Origin of the sequence: Novosphingobium sp. Chol11, assembly GCF_900218065.1 — a bacterium.
In the GTDB taxonomy this organism is placed as follows: Bacteria; Pseudomonadota; Alphaproteobacteria; order Sphingomonadales; family Sphingomonadaceae; genus Sphingobium; species Sphingobium agri.
This window is the reverse complement of sequence record NZ_OBMU01000001.1, coordinates 1800587-1822008: the sequence shown is the minus strand read 5'-3', so window position 1 is coordinate 1822008 and position 21422 is coordinate 1800587. Positions and strand designations below refer to the sequence as shown.

At 62.3% G+C, this 21422-nt stretch carries 19 protein-coding genes; 5 read left to right on the top strand and 14 right to left on the bottom strand.

The annotated features are described in order from the left end of the window. Positions 1–8: 8 nt before the first annotated feature. The 3 genes from NCHOL11_RS09125 (at position 9) to NCHOL11_RS09115 (ending at position 4784) form a co-directional block, all read left to right on the top strand. Positions 9–485, top strand: coding sequence for a DUF2497 domain-containing protein (locus tag NCHOL11_RS09125; protein ID WP_097092028.1), 477 nt, complete (start codon positions 9–11; stop codon positions 483–485). 108 nt (positions 486–593) lie between these two features. Continuing rightward, the gene (locus NCHOL11_RS09120) at positions 594–3293 is read left to right on the top strand and encodes a valine--tRNA ligase (RefSeq protein ID WP_097092027.1); all 2700 of its coding nucleotides are present in this window, start codon (positions 594–596) and stop codon (positions 3291–3293) included. A 39-nt stretch (positions 3294–3332) separates the two neighbouring features. After that, entirely contained in the window at positions 3333–4784 is a 1452-nt protein-coding gene (locus NCHOL11_RS09115; protein ID WP_097092026.1) for an MATE family efflux transporter, read from the top strand. A 3-nt stretch (positions 4785–4787) separates the two neighbouring features. Here the strand turns inward: NCHOL11_RS09115 and NCHOL11_RS09110 are convergent, their stop codons facing one another. Further along, a complete protein-coding gene (locus tag NCHOL11_RS09110) occupies positions 4788–6440 on the bottom strand; it encodes an ATP-binding protein (RefSeq protein WP_097092025.1) in 1653 nt (550 codons plus the stop codon). Positions 6441–6667: 227 nt separating this feature from the next. On the opposite strand from NCHOL11_RS09110, the gene NCHOL11_RS09105 reads away from it, so the two are divergent. Continuing rightward, entirely contained in the window at positions 6668–7759 is a 1092-nt protein-coding gene (locus NCHOL11_RS09105) for an acyltransferase family protein (protein ID WP_255254751.1), read from the top strand. Here NCHOL11_RS09105 and NCHOL11_RS09100 read toward each other — a convergent pair. The 11 genes from NCHOL11_RS09100 to NCHOL11_RS09050 all read right to left on the bottom strand — a co-directional run bounded on the left by NCHOL11_RS09100 (position 7752) and on the right by NCHOL11_RS09050 (position 18207). Continuing rightward, complete coding sequence (locus NCHOL11_RS09100) at positions 7752–8741, bottom strand: LLM class flavin-dependent oxidoreductase (RefSeq protein WP_097092853.1); 990 nt, start codon at positions 8739–8741, stop codon at positions 7752–7754. The two genes, NCHOL11_RS09105 and NCHOL11_RS09100, sit on opposite strands and share 8 nt — an antisense overlap. A 52-nt stretch (positions 8742–8793) precedes the next feature. Next, positions 8794–9234: an Hpt domain-containing protein gene (locus tag NCHOL11_RS09095; RefSeq protein WP_097092023.1), complete on the bottom strand. Its 441-nt coding sequence runs from the start codon at positions 9232–9234 to the stop codon at positions 8794–8796. Between the two features lie 82 nt (positions 9235–9316). Then, complete coding sequence (locus NCHOL11_RS09090) at positions 9317–9532, bottom strand: sulfurtransferase TusA family protein (RefSeq protein ID WP_097092022.1); 216 nt, start codon at positions 9530–9532, stop codon at positions 9317–9319. Then, a complete protein-coding gene (der, locus tag NCHOL11_RS09085) occupies positions 9519–10901 on the bottom strand; it encodes a ribosome biogenesis GTPase Der (RefSeq protein WP_097092021.1) in 1383 nt (460 codons plus the stop codon). The genes NCHOL11_RS09090 and der overlap by 14 nt, the downstream gene beginning before the upstream one ends. Positions 10902–10934: 33 nt before the next feature. Then, positions 10935–12284 carry a PQQ-like beta-propeller repeat protein gene (locus tag NCHOL11_RS09080; protein ID WP_097092020.1) on the bottom strand — a complete coding sequence of 450 codons (1350 nt, stop codon included), beginning with the start codon at positions 12282–12284 and terminating at the stop codon, positions 10935–10937. 10 nt (positions 12285–12294) lie between these two features. Beyond that, a complete protein-coding gene (locus NCHOL11_RS09075; protein ID WP_097092019.1) occupies positions 12295–12993 on the bottom strand; it encodes a tetratricopeptide repeat protein in 699 nt (232 codons plus the stop codon). Between the two features lie 74 nt (positions 12994–13067). Further along, on the bottom strand, positions 13068–13940 hold the full coding sequence (gene panB / locus NCHOL11_RS09070) for a 3-methyl-2-oxobutanoate hydroxymethyltransferase (RefSeq protein WP_097092018.1): 873 nt from the start codon (positions 13938–13940) through the stop codon (positions 13068–13070). 151 nt (positions 13941–14091) lie between these two features. Beyond that, a complete protein-coding gene (locus NCHOL11_RS09065) occupies positions 14092–16560 on the bottom strand; it encodes a TonB-dependent receptor (RefSeq protein ID WP_097092017.1) in 2469 nt (822 codons plus the stop codon). A 174-nt stretch (positions 16561–16734) separates the two neighbouring features. Beyond that, positions 16735–16926 (bottom strand): YezD family protein, encoded by a 192-nt coding sequence (locus NCHOL11_RS09060; protein WP_097092016.1) that lies wholly within the window; start codon positions 16924–16926, stop codon positions 16735–16737. A gap of 98 nt (positions 16927–17024) precedes the next feature. Next, positions 17025–17693: an RBBP9/YdeN family alpha/beta hydrolase gene (locus NCHOL11_RS09055; protein WP_097092015.1), complete on the bottom strand. Its 669-nt coding sequence runs from the start codon at positions 17691–17693 to the stop codon at positions 17025–17027. Positions 17694–17841: 148 nt separating this feature from the next. Then, on the bottom strand, positions 17842–18207 hold the full coding sequence (locus NCHOL11_RS09050; protein WP_097092014.1) for a PRC-barrel domain-containing protein: 366 nt from the start codon (positions 18205–18207) through the stop codon (positions 17842–17844). 86 nt (positions 18208–18293) lie between these two features. On the opposite strand from NCHOL11_RS09050, the gene NCHOL11_RS09045 reads away from it, so the two are divergent. Next, positions 18294–18725 carry an OsmC family protein gene (locus tag NCHOL11_RS09045; protein ID WP_097092013.1) on the top strand — a complete coding sequence of 144 codons (432 nt, stop codon included), beginning with the start codon at positions 18294–18296 and terminating at the stop codon, positions 18723–18725. On the opposite strand, the gene NCHOL11_RS09040 is transcribed toward NCHOL11_RS09045, so the two are convergent. Both NCHOL11_RS09040 and NCHOL11_RS09035 read right to left on the bottom strand, forming a co-directional pair. Continuing rightward, positions 18717–19553: a DMT family transporter gene (locus NCHOL11_RS09040; RefSeq protein WP_097092852.1), complete on the bottom strand. Its 837-nt coding sequence runs from the start codon at positions 19551–19553 to the stop codon at positions 18717–18719. The genes NCHOL11_RS09045 and NCHOL11_RS09040 overlap by 9 nt on opposite strands. Positions 19554–19759: 206 nt before the next feature. Beyond that, positions 19760–21289 carry a CpaF family protein gene (locus tag NCHOL11_RS09035; RefSeq protein ID WP_097092012.1) on the bottom strand — a complete coding sequence of 510 codons (1530 nt, stop codon included), beginning with the start codon at positions 21287–21289 and terminating at the stop codon, positions 19760–19762. Positions 21290–21422: the final 133 nt, after the last annotated feature.

Below are 21422 nucleotides of genomic sequence, written 5' to 3'. Positions count from 1 at the left end.
GGCTTTTGATGGGTGACATGAGCAAGGAACCCTCGATGGAGGACATCCTCTCGTCCATCAAGCGCATCATTGCGGAGGAAGGCGAGGAGGCCGCGCAGGCGGTGTCGCGCCGTGGCAAGTCCGACACGTCATCCAAGCAGGCCGCCCAAACCGCCGACCCGGCTGTCGAAGAAGTGCTGGAATTGACTGACGAGCTTGGAGCGGAGGAGCCGATGCCTGCCCACAAGACTGCTGACGCCCCGCGAGTCGAACTGGCTGGGGATGACAATTCCATCCTGTCCGTTGAAAGCGAGGTGGCGGCGCGCCATTCCCTCTCGACCCTGTCGTCCATGTTGATGACGCCGAAGGACGGAGAAGACAATACGCTGGATGGCCTGGTGCGGTCGATGCTGAAGCCGATGCTGAAGGAATGGCTGGACGCCCGCCTTCCGGCGCTGGTTGAGGAAATGGTGGCGAAGGAAATCGCGCGGATCACGGGCCGCTAAACCGGAAGTACCGCTGTCTTCTCATCGCCGCGTTCGCTCCGGCGCTGGCTGGGGCGATCTGGTAAAAGCGCTGGAATGGTCGGGGAAGGGGCATTAAGGCGCCATCCCATGACCGAACTGCCCAAGACCTTCGACCCCGCTGAAATCGAATCCCGTTGGTACGCCCATTGGGAAAATAAGGGGCTGTTCCGCCCCGAGCGGCCTACCGCCGAGCCCTTTACCATCGTCAACCCGCCGCCGAACGTGACGGGCAGTCTGCACATCGGCCATGCGCTCGACAATACGTTGCAGGACATCGTCATCCGCTACGAGCGGTTGCGGGGCAAGGATGCACTGTGGGTCGTGGGCACCGATCATGCGGGCATCGCAACCCAGATGGTCGTCGAGCGGCAGATGGAGGCGCGGCAGGACAAGCGTACCAATTACACGCGCGAGCAGTTCATCGACAAGGTCTGGGAGTGGAAGGCCGAGAGCGGCGGGGCGATCACCCGCCAGCTTCGACGCCTGGGCTGCTCGATGGACTGGGCCAATGAGCGCTTCACCATGGATGAGGGCTTTTCGAAGGCTGTCGTCAAGGTGTTCGTGGAACTGCACAAGCGCGGGCTGCTGTACCGCGACAAGCGGCTGGTAAACTGGGACCCGCGCTTTCGTTCGGCAATCTCCGACCTTGAGGTCGAGGCGCAGGAAGTGAAGGGCGGCTTCTGGCATTTCCGCTATCCGCTGGCCGACGGCGTGAAGCTCGCCGATGGCGCGGATCATATTGTCGTCGCGACAACGCGACCTGAGACGATGCTGGCGGATATGGCGGTCGCGGTGCATCCCGAGGACCCGCGCTACAAGGACGTGATCGGCAAGGATATCCTCCAACCGATCACCGGACGCCGCTTCAAGATCGTGGGTGACGAGCACGCCGATCCTGAACTGGGATCAGGCGCGGTCAAGATCACGCCGGGGCATGATTTCAATGACTTCGAAGTCGGCAAGCGGGCGGGCTTCCGTGCGGCCGAGATGCTCAACATGTTCGATGCCGACGCCAATGTCGTGCAGACGGCGGATGGCCTGATCCCTGAGCGGTTCCTTGGCCTGCATCGCTTCCGCCGCGATGGGGTGGATGGCGCGCGCGACTTAGTCGTCGCTGAAATGAAGGCGCTGGGCCTGCTGGTCCCGCATGTTTCCAAGAACAAGGAAGGCGAGGAAGTCCTTTCCGATGCCGAGCCACGCACCATCCAGACGCCGTTCGGCGACCGGTCGGGCGTAGTGATCGAACCTTGGCTGACCGACCAATGGTATGTCGATGCCGAAAAGCTGGCGCAAGCGCCGATGCAGGCCGTGCGCGACGGGCGGATCGAGATCGTGCCGAAGACCTGGGAAAAAACCTTCTTCAACTGGATGGAGAATATCCAGCCCTGGTGCGTCTCGCGCCAGCTTTGGTGGGGGCATCAAATCCCGGCTTGGTATGATGAGGATGGCAATCCCTATGTCGCCGAGAGCGAGGAGGAGGCGCAGGCCCTCGCCGGCAACAAGGCGCTGACCCGCGATCCCGATGTGCTGGATACATGGTTCTCCTCGGCGCTTTGGCCGTTCGGCACCCTGGGCTGGCCTGAGCAGAGCGAGACGCTGGCCCGTCATTATCCAAACGACCTGCTCATTTCCGGGTTTGACATCCTGTTCTTCTGGGATGCGCGCATGGCAATGCAGGGAATGGAGTTCATGGGCGATGTGCCGTGGCGCAAGCTCTACCTTCACGGACTGGTGCGCGCGGCGGACGGGCAGAAAATGTCCAAGTCCAAGGGCAATGTCGTCGATCCGCTCGGCTTGATCGACAAGTTCGGCGCGGACGCGCTTCGCTTCTTCATGGCAGCCATGGAAAGCCAGGGCCGCGACGTGAAGATGGACGAGAAGCGGGTCGAGGGCTATCGTAACTTTGCGACGAAGCTGTGGAACGCAGCGCGCTTCCTTCAGTCCAATGGCGTCACGGCATCGGCGTCGCATGAAGCGCCCCAGCCGCAAGCGCCTGTCAATCGCTGGATCATCGCCGAAACCGTGGCGACGGTCCAAGCGATCGATACCGCGATGAATGAGCTGCGCTTCGATGCGGCGGCGAACGCCATCTATCACTTCGTGTGGGACCAGTTTTGCGACTGGTATATCGAACTCACCAAGGGATCGATGGATGCGGAGACGAAGGCGGTCGCAGGCTGGGCATTCGACCAGATCCTGGTCATGCTGCATCCCTTCATGCCTTTCATCACGGAAGAGCTGTGGAACCTAACAGGCACGCGCGAGACCGAACTGATCGTCGCCCGTTGGCCGCAGGCGCTCTATGCCGTCGATAGCGAGGCGCAGGCGGAGATCGACTGGCTCATCCGCCTGATCAGCGCGATGCGCACCGCGCGCACCGAATTGAACGTACCACCGGGCGCCAAGCTGGCTGTGGTTGTTCACGGTGCATCGGATGAGACGCGCCGCCGCATCGACAGGCAGGGCGCTGCGCTGGCCCGGCTGGGGCGCGTCGAAAGCCTTTCCTTCGACGATGCCGTCACCGGCGGCGCGGCGCAGATCGTCGTGGACGAAGCGACGTTCATCCTGCCGCTGGAAGGCGTGATCGACATCGCAGCGGAAAAGTCACGCCTCGCCAAGGCATTGGCCGCAGCAGAAAAGGAACGGGATTCGCTCTCGGGGCGTCTTGCCAATCCGAGCTTCGTGGAAAAGGCGAAGCCCGAAGCCGTGGCGAAAGCGCGGGAGGATCATGCGGAAAAAGCCGCAGAGGCGGAAAGGCTGGCAGCTGCGCTGGATCGCCTCGCCTGATCTGTTACTGATGTGGCGACATCATGGGAGGGGCGGAGAATGGCGGCAGGAAAGCGCGAAGCGAGAGACCTGGTAAACGGACCTATCGCGTCGTCTTTGCTGTTGTTCGCCATACCTACCCTGGCGTCCAATGTGCTCCAGTCGCTGAATGGATCGATCAACGCCATCTGGGTTGGCCGATTTCTGGGGGCGCAGGCTCTTGCCGCCACTGCCAATGCAAACATCACGATGTTCCTGATGTTTTCCATCGTGTTTGGCTTCGGCATGGCGTCCACGGTGGTGATTGCGCAAGCGGCGGGGCGCGGTGACATGGATGCCGCACGCCGGTCGTTCGGCTCGGCTACTGGTTTCTGCACCATATTGGGCATTGTCGTGGCTGCGGCTGGGTGGGCTTTCTCGCCCGCGATGCTGCGCCTGTTGGGAACGCCGGTAGAAGCGTTCGACATGGCGCTGGTCTATCTGCGCGTGATTTTCATCGCCATGCCGGCAACGCTGATCAGCGTCATGATGATGATGGGGTTAAGGGGGGCTGGCGACGCGCGCACGCCTCTCATCTTCATGTTCGTGAGCGTGATCATCGATCTGGTGCTCAATCCGCTGTTCATTCTGGGATTGGGACCAATTCCGGCGATGGGGATCGGCGGATCGGCTGCGGCGACCGCGGTGGCGGGGATCGTCAGCCTGCTGGGCCTGGTCGTCTATGTCTATGTCAAGGATTTGCCGCTCCGGCTGCGGGGACGGGAGCTTGGTTATCTGGTGCCCGCTCCGGACCAGTTGCGCATCCTGCTGGGCAAGGGACTGCCCATGGGTTTGCAGATGATCGTCATGTCGGCGGTCGGCCTGATGATCATCGGCCTCGTCAATCGCGAAGGTTTTATCGTGACGGCCGCCTATGGCGCTGCGCAGCAGATATGGACCTATTTGCAGATGCCAGCGATGGCGATGGGCGCAGCGGTCAGCGCAATGGCGGCTCAGAACATCGGTGCGAACCGCTGGGACAGGATTGGCCGGATCACAGCTTATGGCCTTGGCTATCTGCTGCTGATCACCGGCGCGATGATCGGCATCATCCTCCTGTTCCATGCGCCTTTGCTGTCGCTTTTCCTTGGTGACAACAGGGCAGCCATCGATGCCGCCTGGAACATGCAGTTGCTGGCGACGTGGAGCTTCCTGCTATTCGGTTCGACCATGATCCTGTTCGGCGTCATGCGGGCCAATGGCGTGGTCGTGAGGCCGCTGATCATCCTCGTCATCACGCTTTTTGGCGTGAGGCTTGGCTTCTATTACTTCGCCTACCCCTATCTGGGCGCTGATGCATTATGGTTGAGCTTCCCGGTGAGTTCGGGATCGTCTTTCCTGATCGCCGGGATCACTTATCTGCTTGGCGGCTGGCGCAAGGCGAAGCTGCTCGTCCCGGTGCATGAGGAAGAATGCCGGGAAAGCGTCAATGCCGAGAGTGAGCCTGCAGGCCGGTTCGCACCTGCCGGTTGACGATCAGCGGCCCTGGCTGCGCCAGCGGGTGATGGTGCGGTCGAGGATGTCGGCTTCCCCGCCAGACTGGCGCCACAGGTTTGTGAAGCTCGGGTCGCCCGACGCAGGGCGCCGTTCTTCTTCCAGATTGTCGAGCGCAACGCGGATCGGCACGGCGACGCCTTCGCCGCATATGATTGCTTCCCGATTGCGCAAGGCCGGGATGGAATCAAGGAAGCCGCGCGCGCCTTCGGGCATTGCGGCCCTCACAAATGCCTGATCTCGATCATTGTTGAGGCGCATGGAGATGATCGTGCCGCATTGCGACAGCACGCCTTCGGCAAGGTCGGAGGGACGCTGCGTGATAAGGCCTAGCGACACGCCGTATTTGCGGCCTTCCTTTGCGATGCGTTCCAGGATGCGGCGGACCGCCTGGCCGTTACCCGTCGTGGTGCTGGGAATGTAGCGGTGCGCCTCTTCACACACGAGAAGGATAGGCCTCTGGGCCTCGTCACGCGCCCAGATCGCATAGTCGAACACCAGCCGCGACAGCACCGACACGACCACGGATGTGATGTCGGAAGGCATGGCGGATACGTCGATGATCGAGATGGGTTTCCCGCCGGATGGCAGACGAAAGATCTTCGCCAGAAATTCCTGCATCGTGTCCGCGACGAGCATTCCGGAGAACATGAAGCTGTATCGCGGGTCGGCCTTGATCTCGTCGACCTTGGTTTTGAGCCGCATATAGGGGAGGGCGCCCGTGCCCTTGTCGAGCTTCCCCATCTCGTTCTGCAGAATGTTGGTGAGATCGGACAGAAGATAGGGAATGGGCGAGTCTACCGTCAGGCGGCCAAGGCTTTCCGCCAACCGGTTCTTCTGCCGCGCGGCGAGCAGGCATTTGGCCAGGATGTCGCAATCGACCGTGCGGTCAGACCCCTGCGAGGTGACGAACACCTCGCAATGCTCCTCGAAGTTCATCAGCCAATAGGGCAGCGCAAGATTGCCAACGTCGAATACCGCGCCATTCTGGGCAAAGGCTGCGCCATATTCGCCGTGCGGATCGACCATCACGATATGGCCTTCGGGCGACAGGTCGCAAATCCTGTGGAGGATGAGGGCGGCGCTCGTCGATTTGCCGGTGCCGGTCGATCCCAGCAGCGCGAAATGCTTGCCCAGCATGGAGTCTACATACAGCGCGGCGCGCGTGTCGGTGGTGGGATAGACCGTGCCGATCTGCACATGTGGCCGGTCATCAGCGGCGTAGATCTGCTGCATGTCGGCGCTCGACACGGCGAATATTTCCGTGCCTGGCGCCGGATAGCGGGTTACGCCACGGCGGAAATGGTGGATCTGCCCGGTGACATCGTCCTCATCCCCTTCTCCAAGGAAGTCGATATCGGCGATGATGAGACCATTGTCCTGCCGGTCGAGCGTCATCGAGCGTACGCTGGCGATCAACCATGCATTGCCTACGCGCATCTTGACCTGACTGCCGACCTGCCCCGCCATCGCCGTGCAAGGATCTTGGTCATGCGCCAGCGCTGCCATGGAAGCTGCATCGATCAGCACCTTGGAACTGGAACCGGCGATCTGGAACACCGCTCCGATAGCAGCAGCAGACGTAGGCTGCGTATGGCCATGCGTGAATTCGGCAGCACCTGGCATGTGGCTCATACGCCCCCCTGAAATCTGTGCCCGGCGCAAGCGGCCGGAATTTGGTGCGCCGTTTTAGCCATGGAGAGGTAAAGAAATGGCTTATCCGAAAGGCTTGAACAGCGGTCTTTGCTACCCTTCGGCCCCGCTATCGCCACCTTCTGCCGTGAGCGGATGCCTTCCGCTCTGGTCCGAATCGTTGGCCATGCGTATCGGGTTCGCAATTGCCGTAAGTTCAGGATTTGCCTTTGACCCAGTTGATGACGGCCGATGCGGCGCGCCGATCCGATGCGATTGCCATAGCGCGCGTGATTTGCATCTTGGGTGTGGTCTACGTTCATGCCTGGACGGGCCTGAACGGGCATGATCTGGAGATTGCCCGGGGTACGCCACAGGAAAATCTCCGGTGGCTGCTGATGGAGATATTTGGCCGCAGCGCCGTGCCGTTGCTGGGCGTCATTTCGGGCTGGTTGGTGAGCGGATCATCCCGAACGCAGAACTGGTTTCGCCATGTCCTGCAAAAGTCGCGAACGATCCTGCTACCGATGATCTTGTGGAATGGCCTGGGCATCCTGCTGGTGTCCGGCGCGGCTTGGTCTCTCGGGCTGTCGGCTCCCGTGCCGGTTTCGTTCGACTGGCTGTTCCAGGAACTGTTCATCGTCAGCCGCAATCCCGACATCAATGTGCAGATGCCTTTCCTGCGGGACCTATTCCTGTGCATGGTCTTCGCGCCGCTGCTGATCCGCCTTCCTAGCCGCTTGCTGATGGGCGTGGCCATGTTGGCTGCGGTTGCTCAGATTGCGGGCTGGGGGCCGCCGATCCTGATGCGCCCGGCAATCCTGTTCTTCTTCGTCATCGGTATGATCGCGCGTCGTGCGGGCCTTGCCGAACGGGTTGCTGCACTAGGTTGGATCGCGGCGGCGACGCCCTTTCTTCTCCTCATGACGGTGCAGCTTCATTTCTCCCTGAAACCCATGCAGGGAGCCGCCATCGGCGTTGCGATGCTCGACCTGGCGGTGCGTGTCGCGGCCGCTACCTGCTTCTGGCGGCTGTCCTGGGCGCTGGCTGCGAGCCCTCTACGTGGCATATTGTTGAGGGTTGAGCCGTTCGCCTTCCTCATCTTCTGCTCACATCTCATCCTGATCTGGCTAGGCGGCCCCGTGCTGGGCGCATTGTTCGGAAAGCTTGGATCGCCCTTCTATCCGGCTTACCTGTTGATCCAGCCGCTCTTGGTGCTGGTGGCCGTGCTGTTGCTGGGCTCGCTGCTCAGCCGGGCCTGGCCGGGTCTTGCCAAGCTGTTGAGCGGCGGGCGGTTGCAAGGGGCGCCAGCACTCAGTTGATTGCCTGGGCGGCGGCCATCGCGATCTCCAGGCTGCGTTTGCGTGCTTCAAAATCATGGATTTGGCCGCCAAGGATCAACTCGTCCACGCCGGTACGATCGATGAAGGCGGCGAGATCCTGCTCCACCTTCTCCTGCGTCCCGATCGTCGTCGCTCTGAGGACGTCCGACAACATGGCCTGCGCACCGGGCGGCAGGCTTTCAAAATAGCCGGGCACAGGCGGTTGCAGCTTGCCAGGTTGGCCGGTGCGCAAACGCACGAACGCCTGCTGCATGGACGTGGCGAGCAGCCGCGCCTCTTCCATGCTGTCGGCTGCGAAGACATTATAGCCTGCCATCACATAGGGACGGTCAAGTTGGGCCGAGGGCCTGAAGTGCCGCCGGTAAACAGCGATCGCTTCATCAAGTGCTCCCGGAGCGAAATGAGAAGCGAACGCGTATGGCAGGCCCAGCGCGGCAGCGAGTTGAGCGCCATACAGGCTGGAGCCCAGGATCCAGATCGGCACATTTTCGCCAGCGCCCGGCGTCGCTTGAAAACCAAGCCGTGCGTCGCCCCCAAAATAGGCCTGCAATTCCATCACATCGCGGGGGAACTCATCCGGCCCGCCGGTAAGTGTGCGCCGCATGGCTTGAGCCACCCGCTGGTCGGACCCCGGCGCGCGGCCCAGTCCAAGATCGACGCGGCCGGGGAAAAGGGCCGCAAGCGTGCCGAACTGCTCGGCTATCAGCAAAGGCGCATGGTTGGGCAGCATGATGCCGCCGGAGCCTATGCGGATCGTGGATGTCGCCTGTCCGATATGGGCCAGCACAACCGAGGTTGCAGCAGAGGCGATGCCAGGCATGCCATGATGTTCGGCCACCCAATAGCGATGAAAGCCAAGGTTTTCGGCGTGTGCGGCGAAGGCGGCTGCGTTGGAGAGAGCCTCGCCAACGCTGCTTCCTTCAATGACGGGGACAAGGTCCAGAACGGAAAAACGGATCATCGCCTGCATATGGGGCGCTGATCCGTTTTATTTCAATACGTGATGCAGCCGATCAGGCCATGCGGCCAAAACCTGCCGGTGGGCTATCGGCGCGACGGCCGAAAGTGGCGGGGCGACGGGCTACCAGCGGATTGGAGTCACGATCGAGGATGGACATGGTTTCGGTAAAGCAAGGCCGCAGAGCGACGACGACTTCGATCAATTCGTCAGGTCCTTCGTGGCTCTCGACGCAGCGCCGCGCGACCATTTCGATCCGTTCGGCCATACCGCTCAGCCGATGGGCGCCGAACTGAGCTGATTCGCCCTTCAGCGTGTGAGCCGGAGTGACAAGAGCGATGGCGTTGCGTTCGCGTATGGCCTGCTCGATGGCGCTGATGGCTTTTTCGCCATCTTCGCGAAAATAGCTCAGGATACGGACAAATGCGCTGCCCAGTTCCGCTCTGGACTTGGCCAGATCGGGCTGGTTGACCAGTTCTGCCTCTTGATATGACACGGTGTCACTCCCTGTTTCACCTTCACGATAGAAGGGGTGCGTAAACAGCAGGTTAAGCCGTAGCGTCAGAACCGGGCAAGCTTCAGGAATTGCGCGACAATTGGAACCGGTCCGGAGCGGTTTCGGCAAAGCCCCAGCCATGCTGCCGGGTCAACGCCTCCAGTTCGCGGGCGGCGTTGGGATCGTCCGCTTCTACCGTCACCAAATCGGCTGACCGCATGGCCCGGGCGGCACGCAGGGCAGGCCAGGGGCATTTCATTCCCCTGGCATTCACATGCACCGGATCATTTGTTGGCATAAGGATTGCGCGCGCTACGCAACGTCAGGCGCACCGGAACGGCGCCGAAGCCCAGCTCCTTCCGGATGCCGTTGACGAGATAGCGCCGGTAGCTTTCCGGCAGTTCGTCCAGACGCGTGCCGAACAGCACGAACGTAGGAGGGCGAGTCTTGTTCTGCGTGATGTAGCGCAGCTTGATCCGCTTGCCGCCAGGGGCCGGAGGAGGATTGGCTTCCAGCGCGCGTTCGAACCAGCGGTTGAGAATGCCGGTGGACACACGTTGCGACCAGGCGGTGCGCGTTTCGAAGGCGACGCGGATGAGATCATCCAGGCCTTTTCCGGTCGCGCCGGAGACTGTCATGATAGGAACGCCGCGAATTTGCGCGAGTCCGTCAGAAAGCGCCTGCTTGATGCCCTGATAGAGGGCCGAGCCATTTTCCACCGTGTCCCACTTATTGAGCGCGACGACGAGGGCGCGGCCTTCTTCCAGCACCTTGTCGGCGATGCGCAGGTCCTGCGCCTCAAGACCACGCGTGGAATCGAGCAGAAGCACGACGACTTCGGCGAAGTTCACAGCGTTCAGACCGTCCGAAACAGCGAGCTTTTCAAGCTTGTCCTGCACCTTGGCGCGCTTGCGCATACCTGCGGTGTCAATCAGGCGGACAGGGCGCGGGTCGGCATCCTCATCGCGAGGATCGGTCCAGGCCCAGTCGACCGCGATGCTGTCTCGGGTGATGCCTGCTTCAGGGCCGGTCAGCAGACGATTTTCACCCAGCAAGCGGTTGATGAGGGTCGATTTTCCCGCGTTGGGGCGGCCCACGATGGCGAGCTTGAGCGGGGCGGCCTCAAGGTCTGCCTCGCTCGGTTCGGCCTCCTCGTCTTCTTCCTCTTCCTCGCGGTCGATATAGGGGAGGAGCGCCTGGAAGAGGTCGGCCATGCCCTGGCCATGTTCGGCCGACAGCGGGACAGGCTCGCCAAGGCCCAGGCTGAAGGCTTCCATGACGCCGTCGGCTCCCGTTCTGCCTTCCGCCTTGTTGGCGACCAGCACGACAGGCGCGTCACCTTCGCGCAGCCAGCGGGCGATTTCCTCATCGAGCGGGGTCACGCCTGCGCGGGCGTCCATGAGGAACAGCGCGACGTCGGCGCTTTCAACGGCAGCCTGCGTTTGCATGCGCATGCGGCCGGGCAAGGTCTGGGGATCTTCATCCTCATAGCCTGCCGTGTCGATGATGGTGAAATCGACACCGAGCAGATTTGCCTGCCCTTCACGCCGGTCGCGCGTGACGCCGGGCTGGTCATCGACCAGCGCCAGCTTCTTGCCGACGAGCCGGTTGAAAAGGGTGGACTTGCCCACATTGGGCCGCCCGACAATGGCAACTGTGGGCAGCATGATGAGGGCCCGTTTCCTTTCTATGGCGCCGCCTTAGCGCAGCGCCGTCAGCTTGCCGTCGTCAGCAAGAATATAGAGCATGTTGTTGGCGACAACGGGGGAAAGCGACATGGACCTGTCCATGTCCACCTCAGACTGGATCGCTCCGGTCGCCGGATCGACATAGTTGAGATCGCCATGCGTGGATACAAGGATCAGGCGTCCTCCAGCAAGTACCGGCCCGGTCCAGCGGATGGCGTTCGCCTTCTTCTTTTCCTTTTCCCACCGGCGAAGCTGGCTGATCCAGCGGATTTTGCCGGTCGCGCGGGCGACGCAGAGCAGCTTGGCGTCGCTGGTCACGACGAACACCCATTCGCCTGCCACCCAGGGGGTCGAGATGCCGGCAATGTTGATTTCCCACAGGCGCTGGCCGCTCACCAGTTCGTAGGAGGCCATGCGGCCGCCCTGTCCGATGGCGAAGACGCGGCCGCGGTCGACAACAGGATTGGCGTCGATGTCGGTGAGCGACGCAACCGCGGTCGAAATGCTGGTGCGCGACAGGGCGTCGCCCCAGAGGGTGCGGCCATTTTCATAGCGATAGGCAGTGAGTTCGCCCGAGCTATAGCCTGCGATCACCGTCCCCTGCGCGGCGGCGGGCGCCGCCACACCGAACACGCCCGTGACCTGCAATGTGCCGCTGTCGGTCCACTGCACTTCACCATCGCTCTGGTTCAGTGCGAAGATCTGGTTGTCCTGGCCCATGACATAGACATGGCCATTGGCGAGCGTGGGCGCCCCCCGCAGCGGGCCACCGGGGCGCTTCTTCCACAAGATGGAGCCGTTCGCCGCACTAAGTGCGGCCACGTCGCCGACGCCCGTGCTTGCGTAAATCTTGTCATCGACGATGCTGACGCCGCCACCGAACAAGGCCCGGCCGCTGCCTTCGGCGGGAAGGGCGGTCTGCCAGAGTTTGGCGCCACTTGTGGCATCGAACGCTATGACACGCGCACCCGCGTCGATGACGTAGAGCTTGCCGTTGGCGATGACGGGCGAGGAGGCGAGGCGCGCGCGCGGCGTGCTTCCTTCTATCGAGCTGGTCCAGGCGGTAGCCGGGGAGGCGCTCAGAGCAAGATGGCCCATCGCCTTGGAAGGGCCGCCGCCCGGCTGGGACCATTGATCATTGGCATAGGCGTCCGGGAGCGTGACGGGCACATCGGCCAGGGTCGGATCGACTTCCACCCCTTGCTCATTGGTCAGGATCGATACGCGGTTGCCGACCACGGGAGTCTTGGGGCCGCCCTTCTTGCCCCCCACGATGCCACAGCCCGCCAACAGCGCGACCATCGCGGCAGCGGTCACGGCCCGGCGGGTGACTGCGAATTTCGTCATGCTGTGCATCCCCATGCGCTTATCTTCATCCCTGTCCCGGTGCGGCTGGCGTTTCGACCGCGTCTATGCCCAATAAACCTGCCATCTGTCGCGCACGTGAACGGATCGACTGCGGCACAGTGGCATCCTTTGCCATCGCGGCGAACAAGGGTCCGGCGAGTTCACGTTTGCCCATCTTCATATAGGCGATCGCGACCAGTTCACCGGCGCTGCCGAACCAGGGAGCGCCCTCCACGGCCAGCGGCTTGAGCCGATCGACAATTTGTTGCGGCTGAAGCGCTTCGAATTCCAATACGGTCTGGCGGATGAGCGCCAGGTCACGATAGGGCTGATCAAGCGAGCTGTCCGCTGCCATCGCCTTGTAGGCTGCGATCGCGCCCTTGTCGTCGCCCTTGCGCGCGGCAACGCCAGCTTTCACCAGCAGGGCCGATGCGCGGAAGCCGGGCTGGCTGGCATTGGTCAGCGCGTCGAGCTGCTTGGCGTCAGGCGTTCCACCACCTGCGGCCGCCGCGAGCACCTTGTCCATTTCCTCCGACACGGCCTGGGACTGGGTAGTGCTGTGGTGCTGCCAGTAGAGCCAGCCCGCAAAGGCCAGGAGGCCGATCACGACAGCCGCGAGAATCCAGCGGCCGAAACGCTGCCAGAAGGTCAGCAGCTGGTCCTGGCGAACGGCCTCATCGACCTCGCGCATGAAGGCTTCGCTGTTTTGCGGCGTCAGGGCCACTTGGGTCTCCAGATATGCGTCAGAAAAAGCTGGCGGAAGGCGCGATCAATAGCGGCGGCGGCGCTTAGCGCAAATCACTTTTTGGGCCGGTACACCTGATCTGCCGTGGGGAAGCTGCGATCGCGCACTTCGGCGGCATAGCGTTCGGCTGCATTGCTGATGGTTTCGGCTATGTTTTCGTATCGTTTCACGAAGCGGGGCACGCGTTCGAACATGCCGAGCATATCCTCGGCAACCAGCACCTGACCATCGCAATGCGCCGATGCGCCGATGCCGATGACGGGTATGTCTAGGCTGTCGGTGATGGCGACAGCCAGGTCCTCCAAGACGCCTTCGAGAACCACAGCGAATGCTCCGGCGCTCGCGACGGCGCGGGCGTCGTCCATGATCTTGGCATGTTCTTCCTGGCTCTTGCCGCGCGCGCCATAGCCGCCGAGCGCGTTGACGGCCTGAGGCGTGAGGCCGACATGCGCCATGACGGGGATGCCGCGCTGGGTGAGGAAGGCGATGGTGTCGGCCATGGCCCGGCCGCCTTCCAGCTTGACGGCGGCACAGCCGGTTTCGGCCATGACGCGGCTGGCGCTGGCGAAGGCCTGGGCATGGGAGGCTTCGTAGCTGCCGAAGGGCATGTCGACGAGGACGAGGCTGTGATAGCTGCCCCGCACCACAGCGGCGCCATGGGCGATCATCATGTCGAGGGTGACGGGAAGGGTGGAGGGCAGGCCATAAATCACCTGGCCCAGTGAGTCGCCAACCAGCAGCATGTCGCAATGGGGATCGAGCAGTTGCGCCTGCCGGGCGGTGTAGGCGGTCAGCATGACCAGCGGCTCGTCCGTCTTGCCCTCCACTTTCCGGCGCTGGATCGCGGGAACGGTCAGGCGCTTCATCGGCGCGGGCGTGGGATTGGCGCGGCTGGTGGATGTGTCGAGCGTGAAGGTGGTGGACATGAGGCCGCTCTACTCCAGCGGGGCCGGGGGCGCAAATCGGGCGGCGGTCCGGTTTGGCCGGATTGGAATTCAATAAGGAAATAGCGAAATAAAAAAGAACGGGAGCGGCAGGCCTGTGCCGCTCCCGCAGGGGGTGAAACTCGTTACGGTATCAGAACGAGAATTTGAGTGTTCCGCCCCAGGTGCGCGGGTCGCCGACCTGGCCCGCGATCAGGCCGGTGTTGCCGGGCGCAACCTGGAGATTTTCGATGTAGTTCACGTCGAAGGCGTTGCGGACCCAGCCGAAGATGTCGAACCCTTCGCCACGGAAACCGGCGCGGAAGTTGGTGAGGGCATAGCCCTTCACGTCCGTGTAGCGTGAAGGCGACGCGTTCGAGTTCCAGTGCGAACGGTAGTTGCCGTCGACGCCCAGATAGGCCTGGCCTTCCTTCGCCAGCAGCGTGACCGGGATGTTATATTCCGCGCCGTAGGAGAAAGCCCATTTGGACACGCCGGGCAGGTCCTGGCCGGAGATGTCGCACTGGCGGGGGCTGGGAGCGCCCGGAACACCCGGCTGCGAATAGTCGGCCGGGACGCCGGAAGGCTGCGAGGGGCCTCCGGACAGTTCAGGCGGGCAGGGCGCGTTGGTGAACTTCTTGTACTTGGCGTCGGTATAGGCCGCGTTCGCATAAGCGGTGAAGCGGTCGCTTGCGACCACCTTGAAGTCCGCTTCGATGCCCTGCGACCGGACCTTTTCAGCGTTGGCAAGATAGCCGCGTACAGTGCCGAACTGGCCGCCGTTCACCGTCGCCTGGAAGTCCTTGATGGTGGTACGGAAGGCCGAAATATTGAAGGTCGCGCGGCGGTCCCAAAGCTGAGTCTTCAGGCCGACTTCGAAATGATGGACCGCTTCCGGCTTCACGGTCGCGGCATCGTAATTGACCGTATTGTCGATGTTGAGCGGCAGACCATTCTGGTTGATGCCGAGCGTCTTGAAGCTCTTGGCGTAGGTCGCATAGGCCAGAATGTCGCGCGCAACCTTATAGTTGACGTTGAAGTCATAGGTGAAGTTCCACGCGCTGTCGGACGGCGCGCTGACCTGCGGCTGGTAGACGCCGCATTGCTGCGACGTGCCCGCGATCGTGCCGGGCGCAGGAGTGGGCGTGCAGCTGATCGCCTGGCCCTGTGCGTTGGTCACGACACGCTGATAGAAGCCGGACTTCTTGTCATAGTTGAGGCGAAGGCCAGGCTGCAGCGTCAGCGCATCGGTGACTTTCCAGCTGAGCTGACCGAACAGGGCGGCGCTCTCAGCCTTCAGATACTGGGTATTGCTGGCGGTCAGGCCTGCGAGTGTCGCGGGGATGTTGGCGGGGTTCAGCGGATTGGTCGAGGGCGCAAGGCTCCATTGGGCAGCGTTGACGCCCTGCTGTTCGGTGCCCTGGGTGTCGATCCGCTGCTTGAAGCCGAACAGGCCGACCACGAAGTCGATCTTCTGGCTTTCGTAATTATAGCGGAATTCCTGGCTATACTGGTCCTGCTGCGAAGGATTTTGCGAGCGGGAGACGATCGACAGGCCAGTGAAATCGCGATCATTTTCTGGTTTCCAGTCCCAGAAACGCCAAGCGGTGACGGATGTCAGCGTGCCTGGGCCGATGTCCCACTTGATGCGCGCCGACACGCCGCCGATCTTGTTGCCCGCGTTCAGGTTGCTGTCGAGATCAGTCAACCGGTCATAGGGATTGCGGCTTGGCACGACATAGCCCTGCGCCGCTGCAAGCGCGTCATATTGACGGTTGAGCGGCCGCTGCGTGCGGCCGACGCGGACGAAGGTGGTGCCGCAGCATTCCGGGTCCTGCCTGCTGTAGTCACCCGACAGCGTGATATCGAGATCGTCATTGGGCCGGAACAGCAACTGGCCGCGAATGCCGAGATTGTCCTGTTCATTGATCCAGCGCTGCGACGTGACGTTGTAAAGCGTGCCCCGGCGGCTGGTCGCCGCCACGGCAAGGCGCGCGGCGACGGTGTCGGACAGCGGGCCGGAGATCGCGGCCTTTGCCTGGCGATAGTTCAGGTTGCCGACGCTCAGTTCCGCGCGGCCTTCGAAGTCGAAGGTCGGCTGGTTGGTCGTGATGTTGATCGCTCCCGCCGTCGTGTTCTTGCCGTAGAGCGTGCCCTGGGGGCCGCGAAGCACCTCGACCTGGTTCACGTCCAGGAAGTCGAAGGTGGCGGCAGCGACGCGCGAATTGTAGACGTCATCGACATAGATGCCGACGCCCTGTTCGAACCCGTCGCTGGTGAGGCCGAACGGCACGCCAAGGCCACGGATATTGACCGAGGTGTTGCGGGGATTGGTGGTGTAGACCTGCAATGTCGGCGCAAGCTGCTGAAGCTTCACGACGTTGAAGTTGCCGGTCGCTTCGATGCTGTCGCCGCGAATGACGGAGATCGCCAGCGGCACTTCCTGCGCCGTTTCAGCACGGCGGCGGGCGGTGACGATGATCACGTCGCCGCGCGGATTGGCTGCCTGATCGACCTGTGCAGCCGGATCGGCGGCTGGTGCAGGCGCTTCCTCAGCATGGACGCTGGACGCAAAGATGGATGCGCTCGCCACGCCGGCGAGCAACAGAGAACGCGCAATCATAGTAATTCCCCTTCCGGAGGTCCGGTGAATGTTGATCGCGGCATTTCCGGTGGGCCGGTCAACGCCGATGGTCTGGGAATGGTATTGGACAGTCAGCGGCCCACCCCCTGCCGCCTGTTATTAACCGCCTGTCCGGCGGCTTGGCCTTGCGACCCTATTGCCCCCCGATCTTAGTCAAGCGGTAAGGCGAGTTTTTTCCGTCACATCGATCTGGACGACGCGCGCGTCATGCACGGTCAAGGTGATCGATCCGAAGCGTAATGCTTCCAGCACGCCACGAACCTTGTCGATGCTGACGGCTATGTCTGCCCTTTGGCCGTCTGCGCGGCCATTGCGGGCAAATTCAACTGTTCGGCTGTCACTCATAAGCACCTCTTGGCCCCGCTTTTATCTCAACTAATTCAATAGACAAAAAAGCAAATATATAGGGCGCCCAAGTTTGACTTGTAGCGCCCGTCCTTTTTTCAGCCGATCATCCGCATTGCTGCCAGCTTCCTTTCCTTATGAGCCATGGGGATGGCGGGCCGCATCTGGCGCATCACAGAGGCCTGTTCATGCGCATTGTCGATCAGCTGTTCCAACAGGGATTGGCCAAATTCCCAACTGCCAAGGTCGGAGTCAGCGTTGATGTGGCCGCTGAAGCCCGCATCGACGAAGGTGCTGCCCCAGTTCTTTGCGATGCTGTGTGCCCGTTCGAAGAATATATAAGGATCATTGCGGCTGGCGACGACCAGCGAAGGGAAGGGCAATTGAGCGCGGGGAGTGGGGCCAAAGCCGCCGATCGTCTCCGGCGTTTCCATTCTGTCGCAATCGGGAGGGGCGACCAGCAAAGCGCCGGTCACTGGCCAGCCATAGGCCTGGCTCTGCAGGGCACCCCACCAAGCGACCGCAAGGCAGCCAAGGCTGTGTGCGGCCAGGATGATCGGCCCCTCAGCTTCCCGGATCGCGGCGTCCAGGCGCGTGACCCATGCATTGCGATTGGGACTGGCCCAACTGCCCAGGTCGACGCGCTGGCAATCTCCTCTGACCTCTTCCCAAAGCGTCTGCCAGTGGCCGGGGCCGCTGTTGTTCAGACCGGGAATGGTCAGCACGACTGGATTGCGCGTGTCGCCCAGATGTCCGAATCGGTCCATTGTCTGATCCTCGTCCAATTACAGGTTGAACATAATTCTATTCTTTAAGTAGACAATGCTTGAGCGACCAATTGTGTCCAAATTTGGGCGACCGGATTCATCTGGCGTTCAGGTCGGGCGAACGGCTTGGGCTTGAGCCGGGAGCCCATTACCAAGGATATATGAGGCCATAATAGGAGAAGACGGTGCGGCCATATGTGTCGTCATAATCCGGCGGAGTGTCGGGCGTGTGACGGGGTGCGCTTTCCAGCATATCCTTGCTGAGATCCACGACATAGCCGCCCTTATCGGTGTCATAGTTCAGCATCGACCAGGGGATCGGGTAATGATCGTTGCCAAGGCCGAGGAAGCCGCCGAAGGAAAGCAGGGCATAGCGGACCTGCCCGCTGCGCTTTTCCACCATGAAGTTGGAGATATGGCCGAGCCTTTCTCCTTGCCGGTTGTAGACGGCGGTTCCTTCCACACGGTCGGAGGCGATCAGGTCACTGGAATTTTGGGTTGCGGGATCAGTCATCGTCACCCTCCTGCATCATAATGCGCTAGACCCATGAAACCGGGGAGGATCAGCGGGGTTCCCACTCTTCGAAACAGGAGGATGAGATGAAGATCAATCGCAGCGGATCGGCGGTATGGAGCGGCGGCCTGAAGGACGGCAAGGGCGCGATGTCGACGCAGAGCGGCGCTTTGGATGCGCACCCCTATGGCTTTGCAATGCGGTTCGAGGGCGTGCCGGGTTCCAACCCGGAAGAGTTGATCGCGGCGGCGCATGCGTCCTGCTTCACCATGGCGCTGTCGATGATCCTTGGCGAAGCCGGGCTGACGGCGGAGAAGATGGAAACCAATGCCGTCGTCACGCTGGAGCAGCAGGAGGGTGGCTTTGCGATCACGGCCAGCAAGCTGACGCTGAAGGCCACGATCCCGGGCGCCGATGACGCCCAGTTTCAGGAACTGGCGGCGAAGGCGAAGGAAAATTGTCCCGTGTCGAAGCTGCTGAAGGCTGAGATTAGCCTGGACGCGGAACTGCTAGGCTGAGGCGGGTCGGCGGGAGCGTATATGTTCCCGCCACGCGATGTAGAGGCCGCTCAGGATGATGAGCGCTGCGCCGATCCAGGTCGTATACATCGGCCATTCGCCCCAGATCAGCAGGCCGAGCATGGTCGACCAGATGATCGTGCTGTAATCCATCGGCAGCACGACCGATACGGGCGCATGGCGCAGCGCCCCGGTCATGCACAGTTGCGCCACGCCCCCGGTGATGCCGACGCCCATCAGCATGGCCCAAGTGATGGGATCATGTGCTTTCCCGACGAAAAGCATCAGGATGCCGAGGGGCGGGATCGAGAGGATCGTGAACCAGAAGACGATGGCGCCCGTCCTTTCCGTCCGGCCAAGGTCGCGGAGCAACAGGCCGATGCAGGCGGTGATGACGGCGGCGGAAAGCGCGACGGCGAGGCCCAGCGGCGGGAAGTGCATGCCGTCCGGGCGGACCATGATGATGATCCCGATGAAGCCCAGCAGGATGGCGGCCCAGCGGTGCGGGCCCGTTGCCTCCCGCAGCAGGAGCGCAGAGAGCAGGGTGGCGAAGATCGGCATGGTGAAACCGATCGCCGTCGCCTCGGTCAGGGGCAGCAGCAGGTAGGAGCCGAAGTTGAGGACCATACCCGTGAGGCCGAGCACGGTGCGGCTGACATGCGCGCCGAGGCGGTTCGTGCGGACCGAGACGAGACCGTCCGTCATTGCGACCCAGGCGACGATCAGCGGCAGAGCCAGCGCCTGGCGGTAGAAGATGAGTTCGATCAGGCTGACGCCGCGCGTGCCGACGACTTTGCCCAGCGCGAACATGACGGCCATGAACATCATGGCCAGCAAGCGCAGGCCTATGCCCTTGAGCGGATGCTCTTCGCGGACCGGCGGCGGTGGAGGAAGCTCCTCGGGCGGGCTGATAGGGGCGGGCGGTTGCACGCGGTTCGCTTTAACCGGCGGACACGGTCACGCAACCACCGGGCGGATAAATTACGATTTATGCGGTGGATAGCGGCTGGGTTGCCGCTATCGCGCGTGCACGATCAGAGGCAGGCTTCCAGGAAGGGCTGGTCGAAACCGAACTGCCGGGCCTTGTCCAGCGTGTAAGGGCGCAGGCCCATCGACCGATATTCGCCGACGATCTTACCGCTGTCGTCCTCGTCATGATATTCGAACTTGAACAGTTCCTGGGTGACGATGACGTCGCCTTCCATGCCGATGACTTCGGTGATGTTGGTGACGCGGCGCGAACCGTCGCGCAGGCGCTTCACCTGCACGATGAGGTCGACGGAGTCGGCGATCTGTTTCGAGATGGCTTCCTTGGGGATTTTGATGTCGCCCATCAGGATCATATTCTCCATACGGCCTAGGCACTCGCGGGGCGAGTTGGAGTGGAGCGTGCACATGGAGCCGTCATGGCCGGTGTTCATCGCGGCGAGCAGGTCGAAGCATTCCGCGCCACGAATTTCGCCCAGGATGATGCGGTCGGGGCGCATACGCAGGGCGTTCTTGACGAGATCGCCGATGGTGATGGCGCCCTGGCCCTCCAGGTTCGGCGGGCGGGTTTCGAGGGGTAGCCAATGCGGCTGTTGCAGGCGGAGTTCGGCCGCGTCCTCGATGGTGAGGACGCGCTCGCCCGGGTCGATCATCTTCGACAGGGCGTTGAGCATGGTGGTCTTGCCCGAGCCGGTGCCCCCCGAGATCACGATATTCATGCGCGACGCGCCCGCGATCTTGAGCGCGGTGGCCATCTTCGGGCTCATCGCGCCCCACTGGGCGAGCATGTCGATGGTGATCGGCTTGGCGGAAAATTTACGGATCGAGATGGCGGTGCCGCGCAGCGAGAGCGGCGGCACGATCACGTTGACGCGGCTGCCGTCGGGCAGGCGGGCATCGGCGAGCGGCGTGGTCTGATCAACGCGGCGGCCGACCTTGTTCACGATGCGCTGCGCGATCTGGAACAGATGCTCCTCATCGCGGAACTTGATCGGCGCGATCTGGAGCTTGCCCTTCTTTTCGATGTAGGTCTGCTCCGGGCCGTTGACCATGATGTCGCTGACGTCGGGATCGGCGAGCAGTTCCTCTAGCGGGCCGAGGCCGAGCAGTTCGTCGACCAGAACCTTTTCCAGCGCGAATTGTTCGCGGCGGTTGAGGGTGAGCTTGAGCTCGGCCAGCACCTCCATGATGATGGGGCGGAATTCCTCGGCCAGTTCATCCTTGCTGAGGGTGGCGGCGGCTTCCGGATCGACGCGTTCCAGCAGGCGGGGGAGGACCTGTTCCTTGATCTTGTGGACGGAGGCCTCGAAGCCTTGCGGCCCCGCATCGGCTACATGTTCGGCGTTGGCGCGGTCCGACAGGCGTTGCAAGGCGTCGGCGTTGCGCTGCATCTGGGTCGTGGGAGCGGACAGCGGATCGACCGGGCTTTCGCTGGCTGGCAAGGGAGCCATGTCGAGCGGAGGGAACTGGTCGCCGCCGCGCGCTTCATCACGCGGTGCGCCGCCCTGCATGGGCCGGGCGACGCCGAAACCCGGCTTGATACCCGCAGGTCCATTTTTCCGTCCAAACGCGCTCATAATTCTCCGCCGGCATGTTCCGATCGATCGAGCCAACCACAAAGAGACCGATCAAATATGGCTGGAGATGGTGAATAGGCCGGAAACTTTGACAAATGGCTAATGGCCGAGGCGAGCGCGCTCCGTGCCGCAA

Bases quoted from the DNA above. Each gene is read 5' to 3' on its own strand.
- NCHOL11_RS09080 (WP_097092020.1), bottom strand. From the start codon at position 12,284: ATGGGGATGCACAGCATGACGAAATTCGCAGTCACCCGCCGGGCCGTG.
- NCHOL11_RS09065 (WP_097092017.1), bottom strand. From the start codon at position 16,560: ATGATTGCGCGTTCTCTGTTGCTCGCCGGCGTGGCGAGCGCATCCATC.
- NCHOL11_RS09110 (WP_097092025.1), bottom strand. From the start codon at position 6,440: ATGAGCCACATGCCAGGTGCTGCCGAATTCACGCATGGCCATACGCAG.
- NCHOL11_RS09115 (WP_097092026.1), top strand. From the start codon at position 3,333: ATGGCGGCAGGAAAGCGCGAAGCGAGAGACCTGGTAAACGGACCTATC.
- NCHOL11_RS09045 (WP_097092013.1), top strand. From the start codon at position 18,294: ATGAAGATCAATCGCAGCGGATCGGCGGTATGGAGCGGCGGCCTGAAG.
- NCHOL11_RS09035 (WP_097092012.1), bottom strand. From the start codon at position 21,289: ATGAGCGCGTTTGGACGGAAAAATGGACCTGCGGGTATCAAGCCGGGT.
- panB (WP_097092018.1), bottom strand. From the start codon at position 13,940: ATGTCCACCACCTTCACGCTCGACACATCCACCAGCCGCGCCAATCCC.
- NCHOL11_RS09040 (WP_097092852.1), bottom strand. From the start codon at position 19,553: ATGATGTTCATGGCCGTCATGTTCGCGCTGGGCAAAGTCGTCGGCACG.
- NCHOL11_RS09120 (WP_097092027.1), top strand. From the start codon at position 594: ATGACCGAACTGCCCAAGACCTTCGACCCCGCTGAAATCGAATCCCGT.
- NCHOL11_RS09125 (WP_097092028.1), top strand. From the start codon at position 9: ATGGGTGACATGAGCAAGGAACCCTCGATGGAGGACATCCTCTCGTCC.
- NCHOL11_RS09090 (WP_097092022.1), bottom strand. From the start codon at position 9,532: ATGCCAACAAATGATCCGGTGCATGTGAATGCCAGGGGAATGAAATGC.
- NCHOL11_RS09050 (WP_097092014.1), bottom strand. From the start codon at position 18,207: ATGACTGATCCCGCAACCCAAAATTCCAGTGACCTGATCGCCTCCGAC.
- der (WP_097092021.1), bottom strand. From the start codon at position 10,901: ATGCTGCCCACAGTTGCCATTGTCGGGCGGCCCAATGTGGGCAAGTCC.
- NCHOL11_RS09060 (WP_097092016.1), bottom strand. From the start codon at position 16,926: ATGAGTGACAGCCGAACAGTTGAATTTGCCCGCAATGGCCGCGCAGAC.
- NCHOL11_RS09055 (WP_097092015.1), bottom strand. From the start codon at position 17,693: ATGGACCGATTCGGACATCTGGGCGACACGCGCAATCCAGTCGTGCTG.
- NCHOL11_RS09100 (WP_097092853.1), bottom strand. From the start codon at position 8,741: ATGATCCGTTTTTCCGTTCTGGACCTTGTCCCCGTCATTGAAGGAAGC.